13 protein-coding genes are annotated in these 14955 nt (G+C 70.4%); all 13 read right to left on the reverse strand.

Annotated features, from left to right (window positions below; genetic code table 11):
- Window position 1: 1 nt before the first annotated feature.
- On the reverse strand, window positions 2-820 hold the full coding sequence (locus tag ACFQU4_RS28180) for a MurR/RpiR family transcriptional regulator (RefSeq protein WP_377498494.1): 819 nt from the start codon (window positions 818-820) through the stop codon (window positions 2-4).
- Complete coding sequence (locus ACFQU4_RS28185) at window positions 817-2094, reverse strand: allantoate amidohydrolase (protein ID WP_377498496.1); 1278 nt, start codon at window positions 2092-2094, stop codon at window positions 817-819. The genes ACFQU4_RS28180 and ACFQU4_RS28185 overlap by 4 nt, the downstream gene beginning before the upstream one ends.
- On the reverse strand, window positions 2091-3326 hold the full coding sequence (locus ACFQU4_RS28190; RefSeq protein ID WP_377498498.1) for a pyridoxal-phosphate-dependent aminotransferase family protein: 1236 nt from the start codon (window positions 3324-3326) through the stop codon (window positions 2091-2093). The genes ACFQU4_RS28185 and ACFQU4_RS28190 overlap by 4 nt, the downstream gene beginning before the upstream one ends.
- Window positions 3323-4642 (reverse strand): allantoinase AllB, encoded by a 1320-nt coding sequence (gene allB / locus ACFQU4_RS28195; protein WP_377498500.1) that lies wholly within the window; start codon window positions 4640-4642, stop codon window positions 3323-3325. The genes ACFQU4_RS28190 and allB overlap by 4 nt, the downstream gene beginning before the upstream one ends.
- Entirely contained in the window at window positions 4639-6138 is a 1500-nt protein-coding gene (locus ACFQU4_RS28200) for a chlorohydrolase family protein (protein ID WP_377498502.1), read from the reverse strand. Before ACFQU4_RS28200 ends, allB begins: the two co-directional genes overlap by 4 nt.
- An 11-nt stretch (window positions 6139-6149) precedes the next feature.
- On the reverse strand, window positions 6150-7679 hold the full coding sequence (locus ACFQU4_RS28205) for an ABC transporter substrate-binding protein (protein WP_377498504.1): 1530 nt from the start codon (window positions 7677-7679) through the stop codon (window positions 6150-6152).
- An 8-nt stretch (window positions 7680-7687) separates the two neighbouring features.
- Window positions 7688-8659: an ABC transporter ATP-binding protein gene (locus ACFQU4_RS28210; protein ID WP_377498506.1), complete on the reverse strand. Its 972-nt coding sequence runs from the start codon at window positions 8657-8659 to the stop codon at window positions 7688-7690.
- The gene (locus ACFQU4_RS28215; RefSeq protein WP_377498508.1) at window positions 8656-9639 is read right to left on the reverse strand and encodes an ABC transporter ATP-binding protein; all 984 of its coding nucleotides are present in this window, start codon (window positions 9637-9639) and stop codon (window positions 8656-8658) included. The genes ACFQU4_RS28210 and ACFQU4_RS28215 overlap by 4 nt, the downstream gene beginning before the upstream one ends.
- Window positions 9632-10522, reverse strand: coding sequence for an ABC transporter permease (locus ACFQU4_RS28220; protein ID WP_377498510.1), 891 nt, complete (start codon window positions 10520-10522; stop codon window positions 9632-9634). The genes ACFQU4_RS28215 and ACFQU4_RS28220 overlap by 8 nt, the downstream gene beginning before the upstream one ends.
- Window positions 10519-11439, reverse strand: coding sequence for an ABC transporter permease (locus tag ACFQU4_RS28225; RefSeq protein ID WP_377498512.1), 921 nt, complete (start codon window positions 11437-11439; stop codon window positions 10519-10521). The genes ACFQU4_RS28220 and ACFQU4_RS28225 overlap by 4 nt, the downstream gene beginning before the upstream one ends.
- A 100-nt stretch (window positions 11440-11539) precedes the next feature.
- Entirely contained in the window at window positions 11540-12253 is a 714-nt protein-coding gene (locus ACFQU4_RS28230) for an aspartate/glutamate racemase family protein (protein ID WP_377498514.1), read from the reverse strand.
- Window positions 12254-12328: 75 nt separating this feature from the next.
- Window positions 12329-13876 carry an AtzH-like domain-containing protein gene (locus tag ACFQU4_RS28235; RefSeq protein ID WP_377498516.1) on the reverse strand — a complete coding sequence of 516 codons (1548 nt, stop codon included), beginning with the start codon at window positions 13874-13876 and terminating at the stop codon, window positions 12329-12331.
- A complete protein-coding gene (locus ACFQU4_RS28240; protein WP_377498518.1) occupies window positions 13873-14922 on the reverse strand; it encodes an acetamidase/formamidase family protein in 1050 nt (349 codons plus the stop codon). Before ACFQU4_RS28240 ends, ACFQU4_RS28235 begins: the two co-directional genes overlap by 4 nt.
- Window positions 14923-14955: the final 33 nt, after the last annotated feature.

Genomic DNA, 14955 nt, shown 5'->3' on the forward strand with positions numbered 1-14955 from the left:
ATCAGGAGAGTTCGATCTCGCCGAGGTCGTCGTACAGCTCGGCGATCCGGGTGATCCGCTCGTGGGCGACCGTGGCCGGAGCGGTGCCGACGGCGTTCGCGAGCACCGCGACCGCGCTCATCGCGGCGGCGTACGAGTCGAAGGGGCCGTCGGAATCCAACGGAACCTCGATCCACCAGGTCGCGGTCGGCGTGTAGCGCCGGGCCGAACCGTCGGCGATCAGGAGCAGGTCGGCGCCGCTGTCCGCGACGGCCCGGACGATGGCCGCGAACCCCGAGGGTCGGCGTCGGAATCCGACCAGGATCACCGTGTCGCCCCGGGTGAGACCGACCAACTCCTCGGCGAGCGTCTGGCCCGGCAGCGGCAGCAGCCGGACGCCGTCGCGGAGCTGGGTCAGCTGCTCCCGCAGGTGCAGGGCGACGGGATAGGAGTTCCGGAAGCCGACCACGGTCACCGAACGTGCCGCACGCAGGTTGGCCGCGATCGCGTCCCAGTCGGACGGCTCGGTGGAGTCGAGCATCCGGCGCAGGTTGCGGTGTTCGGCGGCCAGATGGTCCTCGTGGGCGACCGGACGGTCACCGACCGGGACACCGCGGCTGCGCAGGGTTCGGGCCTGCTCGCGCAGGTCCGCAAAGGACGCGAAGCCGAGCTGCCGGTAGAGCCGGCTCAGCGTGGCCCGGGAGACCCCGCTCAGTTCGGCGAGTTCGGCGGAGGAGAAGGTGGCGAGGTCGTCTCGGTGCTGGAGGATGACGTCGGCCGCGCGCCTGGCCTGCGGCGTGAAGTCGGTGTACCGGGCCATGATCCGCTCTTCGATCGTCATCGCGAGACCTCTCCCTGTTCGTGGCGCCCGGCGAGTTCGTCGACAACTGCGACCATGGCCCGGACCATAGCGGCGACGTCGTCGACCGTCACCGACTCGTCGGGATGATGGCTGATGCCGCCGCGACAGCGGACGAACAGCATCCCGACGGGGCAGAGGTCGGCCATCGCCATGGCGTCGTGCCCGGCCCGCGACCACAGGCGGGGCGGCCGATGACCGTCGGGGCGCGAGGCACTGATGCCGGCGGCGATCGCGTCCTGCAGGGCGGGGTCACAATCGACGGACCGGGCGGTGTGCGTCTCGTGGACGGCGAGCTCGAGCCCGCGCCGCGCGGTGATCCGTCGGGCGTCCTCGAGGACGGCCGCGACCGCCGCGTCGCGCTCCGGATCCGACCGGGCCCGCAGGTCGACGGTCAGGGTCGCGTTCCCGGCGATGACGTTCGCGACGCCGGGCGAGATGGCCATGTTTCCCACGGTGGCGATCACGCCGCGTTCCCGGCCCAGTCGCTCGACGGCCAGGCAGACCTCGCTGGCACCGGCGAGGGCGTCCCGGCGGTGCTCGTACGGTGTGCCGCCGGCGTGCCGGGCCTCGCCGATGATCTCGAGCTGGAGGCGCCGGGCACCGGCGATGCTGGTCACGACGCCGAGTGACTCGCCGGCCGTTTCGAGCTCCGCACCCTGCTCGATGTGCGCCTCGAGATAGGCGAGGACGTCCTCGGGCCGGCGGGCTGCCCCGGAAACACCGGCCGGGTCGAGGCCGAACTGCCGCAATGCGGTCCGCACCTCGATGCCGTCGCCGTCGACCCGGTCGAACCACGCGTCGTCCCAGGTGCCGGCGACCGCCCGGGATCCCATCAGCGTGGTGCCGAACCGGACCCCTTCCTCCTCGTGGAAGGCCAGCACCTCCAGCGCGAACGGCAGCTCGGCGGCGCGATCGCTGAACACCTCGGCCACCGCGATCGCTGCCAGCACACCGAGGATCCCGTCGAAGCGCCCGGCGTCGGGCACCGTGTCCAGGTGCGAGCCGAGCAGGACGGCCGGCAACCCGGGACGGGCTCCCTCGATCCGGCCGCAGCGGGTGCCGGCCGGATCCAGCCAGGTGGTCAGTCCGGCCGCCTCCATCCAGTCGGCCGCGAGCCGGTCGGCGTGCCGATGCTGGGGGCTCAGATAGAACCGGTGAATGCCGGCCGGATCGGCCGAGATCGCGGCCAGTTCGTCGCACCGGGCCATGATCGACTCCGCCGCGCGATCGACATCGGTGGTGAGGGTTTTCACAGGGCTCCCGCTTCGTCGTAGTGTCGCCGAGCGGCTCGTCCGCCGGCACCCGGCTCGACCGGCACGCCACGCCGCCGAAGGACCTGTTCCATCGCCGCCAGCGTGACGAGCACCGCGTCGCGACGGGCGTTCCAACCCATCACCCCGATCCGCCAGACCGTGCCGGCCAGGGGACCGAAGGACGTGCCGATCTCGATCCCGTAGTCGACCAGGAGTTCACGCCGGAAGTCCTCGCCGTCCACGCCTGCGGGGATCCGCGCGGCGACGACGTTGGCCATCCGGTGCGCCTGGTCGCCGAACAGGTCCAGGCCGAGACCGACGAGACCGGCGGCCATGGCACCGCCGTGCAGCGCGTGCCGCTGGGCCGCCCGGGGGACCCCCTCGGCCAGCAGCAGCCGGGCGCACTCGCGGGTCGCGTACAGCAGGGTCGCCGCCTCGGTGTGGTGGTTGAGCCGCTGTTCACCCCAGTAGTCCATGATCATCGCGAGATCGAAGTAGTTCGAACCGATCCTGAGTCCTCGGCCGGCGGAGCCGTCGGAGATGCCGGCCTCGACGTGGCGCCGGGCCCGGATCACGTCGACCGCCGCGGGGGACAACGTGATCGGGGCGGCGCCGGACGGGCCGCCCAGGCATTTCTGCAGGCCGGCCGTCACGACATCGAGCCGCCAGTCGTCGGTGTGCAGTGGGTTGCCGCCGATCGAGGCGGTGGCGTCGACATAACTGAGCACGCCGTGCCGGTGGCACAGGTCACCGATCTCGGCCAGCGGCTGCAGCATCGTCGTCGAGGTGTCGGCCTGCACCAGGGCGAGCAGCTTCGGCCGGTGCTGTAGGACAGCCGCCTCGACCTCGTCCGGCGTGAAGACCTCACCCCAGGGCCGGTGGATGGTGGTGACGACCGCACCGGCCCGTTCCGCGATCTCGGCCAGCAGCAGCCCGAATCGGCCCAGCACTGGCACGAGCACCCGGTCGCCCGGCTCGAGCAGCGAGACCAGGGCCGCCTCGATGCCCGCCCGGGAGGTCCCGTCGACGACGAACGTGGCCTCGTTCGCGGTGGCGAACACCCCCCGCAGCAGGCCCGCCGTCTGGTTCATGGTGTCCGTCATCCAGGGATCGAACTGGCCGACCAGGGCCGAAGCCTGGGCCAATTGAACCCGTGGATCGGCGTTCACCGGTCCCGGTCCCATCAGCAGACGCGTCGGTGGCGCCGGGAAGTCCGCAGTCGGGTCGGTCATGCGGCGACGCCTCCTCGGATCAACAGCCGACCGGTTCCGGCCCCCGCCTCGGCGGACGTACGGCCGGCCAGCCAGGACCGGCTGACCGCTCCCCGGAGCCGGCGGCCGTGCCAGGCACTCACCGGGTTCCGGTGCAGCAGCCGGTTCGCGTCGATCACCGTCGCGCGGTCCGGGTCCCACTCGATGAGGTCGGCGCGGAGGCCTGGCGCGATCCTGCCACGATCCGGCAGCCCGACCAATGCAGCCGGCCGGCCGCTCATCCAGTCGGCCACCCGCTCCGGTCCGATCCCGCGCCCGGCGGCGGCGTCGAGCACGGCCGACGGTCCGACCTGGAGGCCCGAGACGCCGCCCCAGGCCTGGAGCAGATCTCGGCCCGGCGGGTACTTCAGGTCGGGCGTACTGGGCGAATGATCGGAAACGATCAGGTCGATCACGCCATCGACCAGTCCCGCCCAGAGCGCGTCCCGGTTGCCGCGATCACGGATCGGTGGACAGCACTTGTACTCGGCCGCGCCGTCCGGCACCTCGGCGGCGTCGAGGCAGAGATAGTGGGGGCAGGTCTCGACCGTGACCGGCAGCCCGGCGGAGCGTGCCTCGGCGAGCAGGGGCAGGGCCCGGCCGCTGGAGAGGTGCAGCACATGGGTCCGGGCTCCGGTGAGTTCGACCTCGCGCAGCAGGCCGCGGATCGCCTCGGTCTCCGCCGCATCCGGACGGGAGAGCAGGAAACTCGCATAGGCGGGTGACGGTGCCGCCGGGCTCCGGTCCAGCACGGTGGGGTCTTCCGCATGCACGATCAGCAACGCCCCGAGCCGGGCCACTTCGACCATCACCCGGTGGAGTTCGGCCGGATCGAGCGGCGGGAACTCATCGACCCCGCTCGGCGAGAGGAAACACTTGAAGCCGAACACGCCCGCGTTCCACAGCGGCTCCAGCTGGTCGAGGTTGCCGGGTACGGCACCGCCCCAGAACCCGACGTCGACCGAGCAGCGGTCGCGTGCCGCCTGCCGTTTCGCAGCGAGGCCTTCGACGGTCGTGGTCGGCGGCAGCGAGTTGAGCGGCATGTCGATCACCGTGGTGACGCCGCCCGCGAGCGCCGCGGCGGTCCCGGTGGGAAAGCCCTCCCACTCCGCGCGGCCCGGATCGTTCAGGTGGACATGGGTGTCGACGACGCCGGGCAGCAGCACCGGCCCATGGCCCGGGTCGTTGCCGGCCTGGTCGACGGCCATGATCAACTCGTCCCTGACGGTGATCTTGGCCTGGACGACCCGGCCGTCGACGACGGCCCGGCCTTCGAGTTCGTACGCCTCGGTGATCATGGACGCGGTTCCCGCCGGTACGTCGGCGGGAACAGCTGATCGGCCGACCGGCCGAGGCGATCACGCTCGCCGTAGGCCTGCCGCATCAGGCCGAACAGCTCCTGGGCCTGCCGGGCGAGTTGATCCTGGTCGACGCCGAGGACGACGCCGTCGAGCATCACGGTCCGGCCGGCGACGACGGTCCGGGTGATGTCGCGGCCCGAACCGTTCACGATCAAGGTGCGGATCGGGTCCTCGACGACTCCGGTGGCGAAGTCACCCAGGTCGGCGACGACCAGGTCCGCCGCGCAGCCGGGCGCCAGCCGACCAAGATCGGGACGGCCGAGCACATCCGCCCCGGTGGCGGTCCCGGCGCGCAGGTAGTCGGCGATGTTGCCCGCGGACAGCCGGCCGTCAATGATCTTGGCGACCTGGACGCCCACGTCGATGCCACGGACCAGGTCCGGTGGGAACGAGTCGGTGCCGAGCACCATCGTCAGGCCGGCCTTCCGGTACGCCTCGAACGTGTGCAGCGCGCCGCCGTACCGGGCGGAGGTGAGCGGACAGTGGATGATCGGCACCCCGGCCGCCACCAGGCGCCGGACATCCGGGCCGGCCGCGACGGCCGGATCCCGCAGGTCCCCGAGGGTCTTGCCGTGCGGGATCAGCAGCCGGGTGCCGAGCAGGCCCGTCTCCTCCAACGTGTCGATCACGCCCATCCCGTACCAGCGCTGAAGATAAGGCTCCTCGGCCGGCGATTGCAGGCAGTGCAGCCGGACCGGGACGTCGTAGTGGCGGGCGGCCTCGGCCGTGGCCCGCATCAGGTCCGGGGTGAGCGTCTCGATCCGGCAGGGGAGCAGGGCGGGACGCACCAGGTCGAGGTCCAGCCCGTTCACGTACTCGATGAACCGGACGGCATCGGCGAGGCCGGCCCGGCCCAGCTCCTCCTCCCGGTGCACGTCCGGGCCGTGGTCGGTGACGACGTTGACCCCGGAACGGTAGGACGGGCCCAGGTAGCCCCGCAGCCCGATCCGCCGGGTGATCTCGACGACGTCGACGAAGTCCTCGTACGTCTCGGCCCACGCGGAGTGAACCTCCGAGGCGATCGGCATGAACGTGGTCACCCCGTGCCGGGCGAGCTGGGCGATCGCGAACTCGCGGACGATCGCGCGCTGCCGTTGATCGAACACGTGCCGACGCCGAGGGACGTAGTCGGCGTCCCAGTTGAACGACCCCGAGACGTCCCGGTCGGCCCAGGAGTCGAGCAGGCAGTGATCGATGTCGGCCAGCGCGTCCAGATCGATGAAGCCCGGCATGATCACCGACGGGCCGGCGTCGAGGTCCTCGTCGACGGGACCCGACCAGCCGTGACCGACGTGCAGGATGGTCGCGCCGCGGTACACCACCTCGCCGCCGGTGATCAGGACATGGTCGGTGCCGTCCCAACCCAGCACGTGATCGGCCCGGATCCGGGTGATCTTCGAGTCATCGGTGATCACCGGCTGTTCCTTGATCATCTTTTCCTTGATCACTGGGCCGTGCCGCCGAAGAAGAACAGTCCGTCCGCGCGCGGTTGCCAGGCGAGCCCGGCGTCGACCACGTAGTTGGTCTCCGGGGTGTACAGCGGGATCAGCAGGGCTCGTTCGAGGTTCAGTTCCATCAGCTCCCCGTACGTGTCGATCCGTTCCTGGGCGGAGGTCTCGCGGGTCTTCAGCACGAGGGCGTTGGTCTCGTCGAGTTCGGCGTAGTCGTTGCTGCCGCCGGCGAACATGTCCTCGATCACCGGGTCGCCGTCCATCTGCGACGGCGCGTAGGTGTTGAGGTAGACGCCCGCCATGTCCTCGGTGCTGTAGATGCGTGACGAGAGCGTGGCCTGGTCCATGCCCTTGAGGTCGAGCGTGATGCCGGCCTCCGCGGCCATGCCCTGGATCGCCTGGGCGATCTCCTCGCTGAGCGGGATCCGGCCGTCGACCGCGTACTCGAACGGAATCGGCTCGCCGGAGTAGCCGGACTCGGCGATCAGGGCCTTGGCCTGCTCGAGGTCGTGGACGTTCCGTTCCACCGAGGGGTCGAAGCCGGCCACCCGCGGCGCGATCAGCTGGGCCCGTGCCGCCGCCCGGCCGGACAGGACGCCGGACGCCAACGCCTCCTTGTCGATCGCCAGTGCCAGGGCCCGGCGCACCTTCTCGTCCTGCAGCGGCCCGGCGGTGGCGTTCAGACCGAGGAAGGTGACGCCGTTGGACTCCATCGATTCGGCGCGCACGTCGGGGTTGCCCGCCAGGCTGTCCACCTGGTTCGGCGCGATCAGGGCAAGATCAAGACTGCCGGACAGCACGCCGTTCAGCCGGGCGTCCTCGTCGGCGACGGTCTGGAACGTGATCTTGTCCAGCGGCGGGCGCGGTCCCCAGTAGTCGTCGTTGCGGACCATGACGTAGCTGACGCCCTTGGTCCAGCTCTCGAACCGGTACGGCCCGCTCCCGACCGGCGCCTTGGCGAACTCCTCGGACCCGAGCTCGGCGTACACCTCCTTCGGGACGATCGACACCGAGGTGGTCACGGACGGGAACGGCGAGAACGGGGTCTTCAGGTGGAACACCACGGTGGTGTCGTCGGTCGCCTCGACCGACTTCAGCGGCTGCATGTAGGAGCGTGGGCCGGACTCGGGGTTGGCCAAGATCGTTTGGTACGTGTACGCGACGTCCGCCGCGGTGAGCGGATCGCCGTTGTGGAACGTCACGCCGGTGCGGACGGTGAACGTCCACGTCTTCAGATCGTCGCTGGACTTCCATTCGGTCGCCAGCCGCGGCGTGATCTTGCCGTCGTTGTCGAGCACGGTGAGGCTGTCGTACAGGTTGTAGTAGTAGCTGTAGCCGGCCAGCGAACCGTCCATCACGGGATCGGGGGAGTTGGCGGGCTCGGTGACCTGGCCGAGGACGATCTCGGTCACCGCCGGCCCCGAAGCGGAGGTGGTGCCGCCACAGGCGGACAGGGTCAGCGAAGCGGCCAGGAGCGCGGTCGCGATGGCGGCGGGAGCTCCGCGAAGACGTCGTACGGACATGACTCTCCTCATGCTGGGTCGGGCGCTGGTGCGGGGTTGAGACAGGCGGCCGCGTGAGCATCTCTGGTCAGCACGGGGACGATCGTCGAGCAGGTCTCGATCACGTGGGAACACCGGGTCCGGAAGCTGCAGCCACTCGGCGGATCGGCCGGATCGGGCAGCTCGCCGACGATGCCGGGCGTGGTCGGCCGACGTGCGTGCGGGTCGGGAACCGGCACCGAGGCCAGCAGTGCCCGCGTGTACGGGTGCCGGGGCTGGTCGAAGACCTCGTCCCGCGGACCGAGTTCGACCAGCCGGCCGAGGTGCATCACCGCCACCCGGCTGGCGATGTGCCGGACCACCGTCAGATCGTGGGCGATGAACAGATAGGACAGGCCCAGTTCTTCCTGCAGGTCGACGAGCAGATTGAGCACCTGGGCCTGGACCGACACGTCCAGCGCTGAGACCGGCTCGTCGAGGACCAGCACCTCGGGGTTGGTTGCGAGCGCACGGGCGATGCCGATCCGCTGCCGCTGGCCGCCGGAGAACTCGCGGGGCAGTTTGCGGAGCGCATCGGTGCCGAGCCCGACCAGGCCGAGCAGTTCGGTGACCCGGGCGGGCGTGTAGCCGCGAACGATCCGCAGCGGCTCGGCCACGATGTCGTGGGCGGTGAGGTGCGGATTCAGGGACGAGAACGGGTCCTGGAACACCAGCTGGATCCGGGTGCGCAAGGCGCGCCTGGCGGTCGCGTCCGCGGTCCGGAGGTCCTGCCCGAGCACCCGGACCGAGCCGCGCCTGATCGGATTGAGCCCGAACAGCGTGCGCACCAGGGTGGACTTGCCGCACCCGGACTCGCCGACCAGGCCGAGCGTCTCGCCCCGGCCGACGGTGAGGGTGACCCCGTCGACGGCGCGGACCCGGTGCCGGCGCAGCCCGCGCCGGGTTGTGAACTCGACGTGCAGGTCGTCGATCTCGATGACCGGCGGGTTCACGGTACTCATCGGGACGCTCCTTCGGGCCAGCAGGCGACCGAGCGGGTCGCGGTCAACTCGACCAGGGTTGGCACGTCGGCCGAGCACCGCTCCGACCTTGCCGGGTGCTCGCAGCGAGGGGCGAACGGGCAGCCCGCGGGGCGGGCGGAGGGCGCGGGTGGGGCGCCGGGGATGGCGTACGCACGCCGGCCGATCCGTTGTCGGGTGAGCAGGCTGGCCAGCAGCCCGGCGGAGTAGGGGTGCCGCGGGTCGTCGAAGAGATCCCAGACGGTTCCCTGCTCGACGATCCGGCCCGCGTACATCACCGCGATCCGATCGGCGACCTGGGCCACCAGACCAAGATCATGAGTGATCATGATCATCGCGGCGCCGGTGGCCTCCCGGCGGCGGGCGAGGACGTCGATCACCTGGGCCTGCACGGTGACGTCGAGCGCGGTGGTGGGTTCGTCGGCCAGCAGAACGGACGGGTTGTTGGCCATCGCCATGCCGATCACCGCCCGCTGCCGCATGCCGCCCGACCACTGGTGCGGGTAGCTGCGAGCCCGTACCCCGGGATTGGCGATGCCCACCTCGTCGAGCAGCTCCCGTACCTGAAGGTCGGCCTCGGCCCGGCCGAGGCCGGGCCGGTGCGCGAGGATGGCCCGCCGCAATTCGCTGCCGACCCGTTTCACCGGGTTCAGCGCGGTCATCGGGTCCTGGAACACCATCGAGATGTCCTTGCCCCGCAGCGGCCGCAGCTCGCGGTCGGAGAGCCCGATCAACTCGCGGCCGCGGTAGCGGATGCTGCCCGACAGCACCGTCAACGGCGTCGGCAGCAGTCCGAGGACGGCCAGCAGCGTCAGGCTCTTGCCGGAACCGGACTCGCCGACGATGCACAGGGTCTCGCCCGCGGCGAGGTCGAAACTGACCTGCTCGACCGGCGTGATGCGGTCCTCGCCGGTGCCGGTCCCGATCGTGAGGTCACGGACCTCGAGCAGCGGCTCAGCCATGCCGGGCCGCCGTCTCGGAGGTGAAGCGCTGGCTGAACAGGTTCATCCCGGCCACGACCAGGAAGATCATCGTGCCCGGCACGACCGCCTGCCAGACGTTCTGGCGCAGGTACTTCTGACTCTCGCTGATCATGGAACCCCAGCTCGGCGTGGGTGCCTGGATGCCCAGGCCCAGATAGTCGAAGGACGACATCAGCAAGATCACCTGACCGAGATCGGTGCTGGCGAGGATGAGGATCTGGGACAGCACCCCGGGGAGTACGTGTACCCGGAGGATGTGCGGTGTGCCGGCACCGAGGAGCTTCGGCGCCAGCACGAAGTCACGCTCCCGTAGCGATCGCGCGGCGGTGCGAGCCACCCGGGCATAGCCGACCCAGTAGGTGACGGACAGGACGGTCACCATCAACATCACGCCGGGGCCGAAGGTCGCCGAGAGCGCGATCAGAACCAAGATCACCGGGAGCGCGAGCTGGATGTCGGCGACGGCCATCAGGAGGTTGTCCAGCCGCCCGCCGAAGTAGCCGGCCACCGTTCCGATGATCAAGCCGATCACGGCGTTGGCGACGATGATGGCGAGAACGATCAGCAGCGTCACGCGGCCGGCCAGGGCGAGCCGGCTCGCCGTGTCCCGGCCCAGGCTGTCGGTGCCGAGCAGATGCTCCGGGTGCTGGCCGGGCCTGAGCAGGATCATCGTCAGGTCCTGGCCGTACGGGTCGTAGAGCGGCAACAGGGGGACGATGATCACGTACCCGATGACGACGAGCATCATCGTGGCGCCGATCCAGGGCAGCGGACTCGGTCGGCCACGCCGAGCGGGTCGGCCGCGGGACCGGCCGGAACTGGTGGCGGTGGCGCCGGACGACGGCAGGATCGCTGCGGTCACGCGAGCCTCGCTCTCGGGTCGAGGACGCCCTGCAGCAGGTCGACCAGGAGATTGGCCAGGATGAACAGGATCGCGACCATGATCAGACCGGCCTGCACCACGGGGAAGTCACGGGCGTAGACGGAGTTGACGATCAGCTGGCCGAGGCCGGGCCAGGCGAACACGTTCTCCACCAGGACCAGACCGCCGAGGAAACTGCCCAGGTTGATTCCGGCGACGGTCATCACCGGCAACGCCGCGTTCGGCAGGATCGCCGACAGCACCACGCGGGCCGAGCCGTCGCCGCGGGCCCGAGCCGTGCGGACGTAGTCGGCGAGGCGCTCTTCGTTCATCGCGTTGTCGAGCAGCCTGACGTACACGACGAATTGTGCCGACCCGATCGTCAGGGCCGGCATGATCACCGACAGTGGTGATCCGCTGCCCAGGGAAGGGAGCAGGTGAAGTCCGACCGAGAGGATGATCACCAGCAGTAGTCCGAAGAAGAAGTCGGGGACGGACCCGCGGATCGACCCCGCGGCGAGCATCAGCGAGCGGAGCAGCCGGCTGCCGGTCAGCTGGATGATCAAGGTCGCCGCGAAGGCGAGCACCAGGCCGATCGCCAGGCCGGTGGCGCCCAGGTGCAACGAGGACGGCAGCCGTTCCCACACGAGGGCCATCGACGACTGTCCGGTCTGCCGGTAGGAGTCGCCGAAGTCTCCCCGCAGCAGCCCGACCAGGTAGCCGACGTACTGCTCGGCATAGGGCCGGTCGAAGCCGAGCTTCGCGTTCAGCGCGTCGATCTGCTCCCTCGTCGCCTGCTCGGGGAGCAACTGGACCGCGGGACTGCCGGCCAGCCGGCCGAAGACGAACGCAATGGTGACGATCGCGAAGATCGTCACCATCGCCTGGGCCAGGCGGCGGGCCAGATAGATCGCCATGAATCCCCCGTCGATGAAACGATGTGTTCGCACAGCCTTGCCGTGAAATGTTGCGTTCATCGCCGGAGTTCGTAACGGTCCCGTGAACCGCCCTCCTAGGTCACGGCCGGAACTGCCGTCGCTTGTGCGGCAGCGGCGGGGCGTACGGACCTGCCTTGCTGGTGGACTTTCCGAGCCGTACCAACACTTCGGCGACGCCGATGGCGGCGGAAACGCCTTCGACCACCGGCACCCCGAGGATGTCCTCGACCGCTCGATCCAGCCCGGCCATGCCCGCGCAGCCGAGCACGAGCACGTCCGCCCCGTCCTCGATCAGCGGCCGGCCACGTTCGGCGAGCGTCCGGGCCGTCGCAGCGAGGTCGGCATGCAGCCCGAGCACGGGCAGATCGCAATGGGTCACCGCGACGCAGCGGGACGAAAGTCCGGCGGTGGTCAGGCTGTCCGTGATTCCGGCGACCGTGCTGGCCAGGGTGGTGACGACACCGAACCGGTGACCGAGCAGGCAGGCGAGTTGCGCGGAGGCCTCGGTGATGTCGACGACGGGGATCGTCAGCAGCTGCCGCGCGCCCTCGCGGCCGTGTTCACCGTAGCCGGCGAGCACCACGGCGTCGGCCCCACGCGTGTCGGAGTTGAGCAGGTCGAGCACCGCGGCGGCACTGAGGAAGCTGTCCAGGTAGCCCTCGGCCGACTCCACCCCCCACTCGGGCTGTACGGCCTCGACGGTGGTCCCTTCCGCGGCGGCTTGGCGGGCGGCGATCCCGATGGTGCGGGTGGTCGCTGCGGAGGTGTTGCAGTTGACGACCAAGATCTTCATCCGGTGCTCCTGAGTCAGGCGATGATGGCGCCCCAACGTGGACCGGACTGCGACAGTCCGGTCTGGTCGGGATGATCAGCTGGCGGCCAGGGCCAAGGCCCGGCTGACCAGTTCATGATCATGTTCAGGTGCTCCGATCAGGGACACGCCCACGGGCGCCGGTCCCTGCGGCGTGGTCACCAGGAGCCAGGGCGCCGAGACCGCCGGCAGACCGCCGATCGCCGCGACGGTCGTCAACCGCAGGGTCGTCGTCCGAACCTCATCGAGCTCGGGTCCCGAGACGGCGCGGGACGGAGCCGGGCCGGGTGTCGTCGGCAGCGCGAGCAGCCCGTCGTCGACGCAGGACCGGATCCGCGCTCGAAGTTGGGTCAACCGGGACCGGGCGGCGTCCTCCTGCTCCGGCGTGATCGCGGAGGCGGCCTCGAACCGGGCCGCGACGGCGGCTCCGAGCGCTCCGGGATGGGCTTCGACCCAGGCGCCATGGGTGCGCCAGGCCTCGGCGCCCTGGATCACGCGGAACGTGTCGAACCAGTCGGCGGTGTCGCCGAGCCGGACCTCGACCACCTCGGCGACCCGCCCGCGGGCTCGTACCGCTGCGATCCAGTCCTCGAAGGCCGCGCGAGTAGCCGGTGAGATCGTGTCGATCAACTCGGTCGGCAGCAGCAGGCGCGGCGCCGCGGATCCGCTGTGGGCACCGGTGCCGAGCATTCCGGCCGTGACCCGAGCGAGTGTGGCCCCGTCGCGGGTCAGCCAACCAACCGTGTCGAAGGACGGGGCCAGGGGCAGCAGCCCCTCCCGGGAAACCAGGCCATGCGTTGTCCGCAGACCCCAGAGACCCTGGTACGAAGCCGGCACCCGGACCGATCCGGCGGTGTCCGTCGCGAGCCCGAGGTCGACCTGGCCGGCGGCGACCGCGCTGGCCGGTCCACTGGACGAGCCGCCGGGCAACCCGCCGGGTAGCGCGCCGTTGGGCGGCGTCCCGTAGTGCGCGTCCGTTCCGGTGATGCTGTAGGCGAACTCGTCCGTTCGTGCGATGCCGGCGACCGATACCCCGGCCCGGAGCAGGTCGGCCACAGCCGGCGCCGTGACGTCCTCGGCCGGACGTTCGGCGAGGAAGGTGGGATTGCCCGCTCCGACGGCGAACCCGGCGATCGAAAAGAGATCCTTGACGGCGACCGTGAGGCCGGCCAGCGGCCCCTCCGCCGAGCCGCGGATCAGCGGATCGCCGACCACCCGCCAGATCGATCGGTCCAGCGCTGCCGCGCGGCCGGTCACGTGGGCGGCGGTGATCTGCCATCGGCCGCCGATCCGCTGCCACAGTTGGGTTTGCAGCCCGCGACCGCCCCCGCGGAACGCCGATACGGAGACGATGAGTGCTGTGTCAGCGCCGAGCATCCGAGTCTCCATCCCGACGATCTCGCGCGGCGGGATCCCACCACGAGCGCCCCGGAACGCGCTGATCTCCGGATGGCCGACCAGAAGACCGTTGCCATCACCCCGCAACGTCTCGGGGTCGTCGGCGAACGCGGCATCGAGCGCGGCGACATCATCGGCCAGGAGCGCGGCCTCGTACTGGTCAAAGGCCGCCAGCAGGTCTGCCGGGACACCGGGTCGTTCGCTCACCGGACGATCCTGTCGAAGTCGGCCAGCCGGATCCGGGCGTGGACGCCGGACACGATGTCGACGACCTGGGAAATGTCGAAGTCGGTCGCAGCGCTGAGATAGGCGTACGCGAGGTGTTCGGCCATGCCGTACCGCGCCTGCAGTAAGCGAAGAGCCTGCCTGACGCACTGTCGCATCGCCTCATCCAGGTCGACGTCCAGACCGGTCGGAATCAGATAGTCGGGCGTCCGGCCCAGCGGGCCGGTGACCTCGCCGAACTCGGCCCGAGCGACCTCGCGGGGTACGACCTCGAACCGCACCGTCGCGCGCAGCGATCCCTCCAGCGCCGTCAACGCCACCTCGCCATCGCCCTGGGCGAAATGCGGATCTCCGACGTAGGCAAGGGCACCGGGGACCTGGACCGGTAGATAGAGCGTGCTGCCGACCGTGAGCAGGTTGATGTCGAGGTTGCCGCCGTGCGGGCCGGGCGGCACCGAATGAGGGCGTTCGGTGCCGCTGACCGCGACACCCATCGTGCCGAGGAACGGCGCGAGCGGGAATTCGACCACCCGGTCGCCGCCGTCCATGATCGGGAGCAGACCGACGGATCCGGAGTCGCGCGATGCGATCGGCGTGAAGACGCTCACCGACTGCCCGCTGCGGGGCAGTTCTCCCGGCAGCGCTCCTTTGCCGTGCCGGTTGGAGATCACGCCGTACGGAACCCGAGGGACGAGTTCCAGCACGGACAGGGCGAGCAGATCACCGGGCTCGGCGCCCTCGATCCGGATCGGGCCCGTGATCACATGGGGGCCGTCCCGGTCGGGATCGTGCGGCACCTTGGCGGCGATCATGATCGCGTCGTCCAGGACATCGTCCGCGGCGACGCCATGGCCGGCGAAGAAGGTGATCGGGTCCCGTCCCTGATCTTCGAGGATGCCCTCGTGGCTGACGGTGTCGATGATCACCGTCGTGCCCGGCTCGATGGTGAGCACCGGGTCGTCGGCCGCACAGGGCAATCGTCCCCAGAGCACCGTCTCCGGATTCGCCGGAAGGTGGACGGCGGTCAACGTGGCTCTCCTCGAACTGGACTCCGCAGGCTC

It is taken from the genome of Microlunatus sp. GCM10028923, from assembly GCF_042666975.1.
Taxonomy (GTDB): Bacteria; Actinomycetota; Actinomycetes; order Propionibacteriales; family Propionibacteriaceae; genus Microlunatus.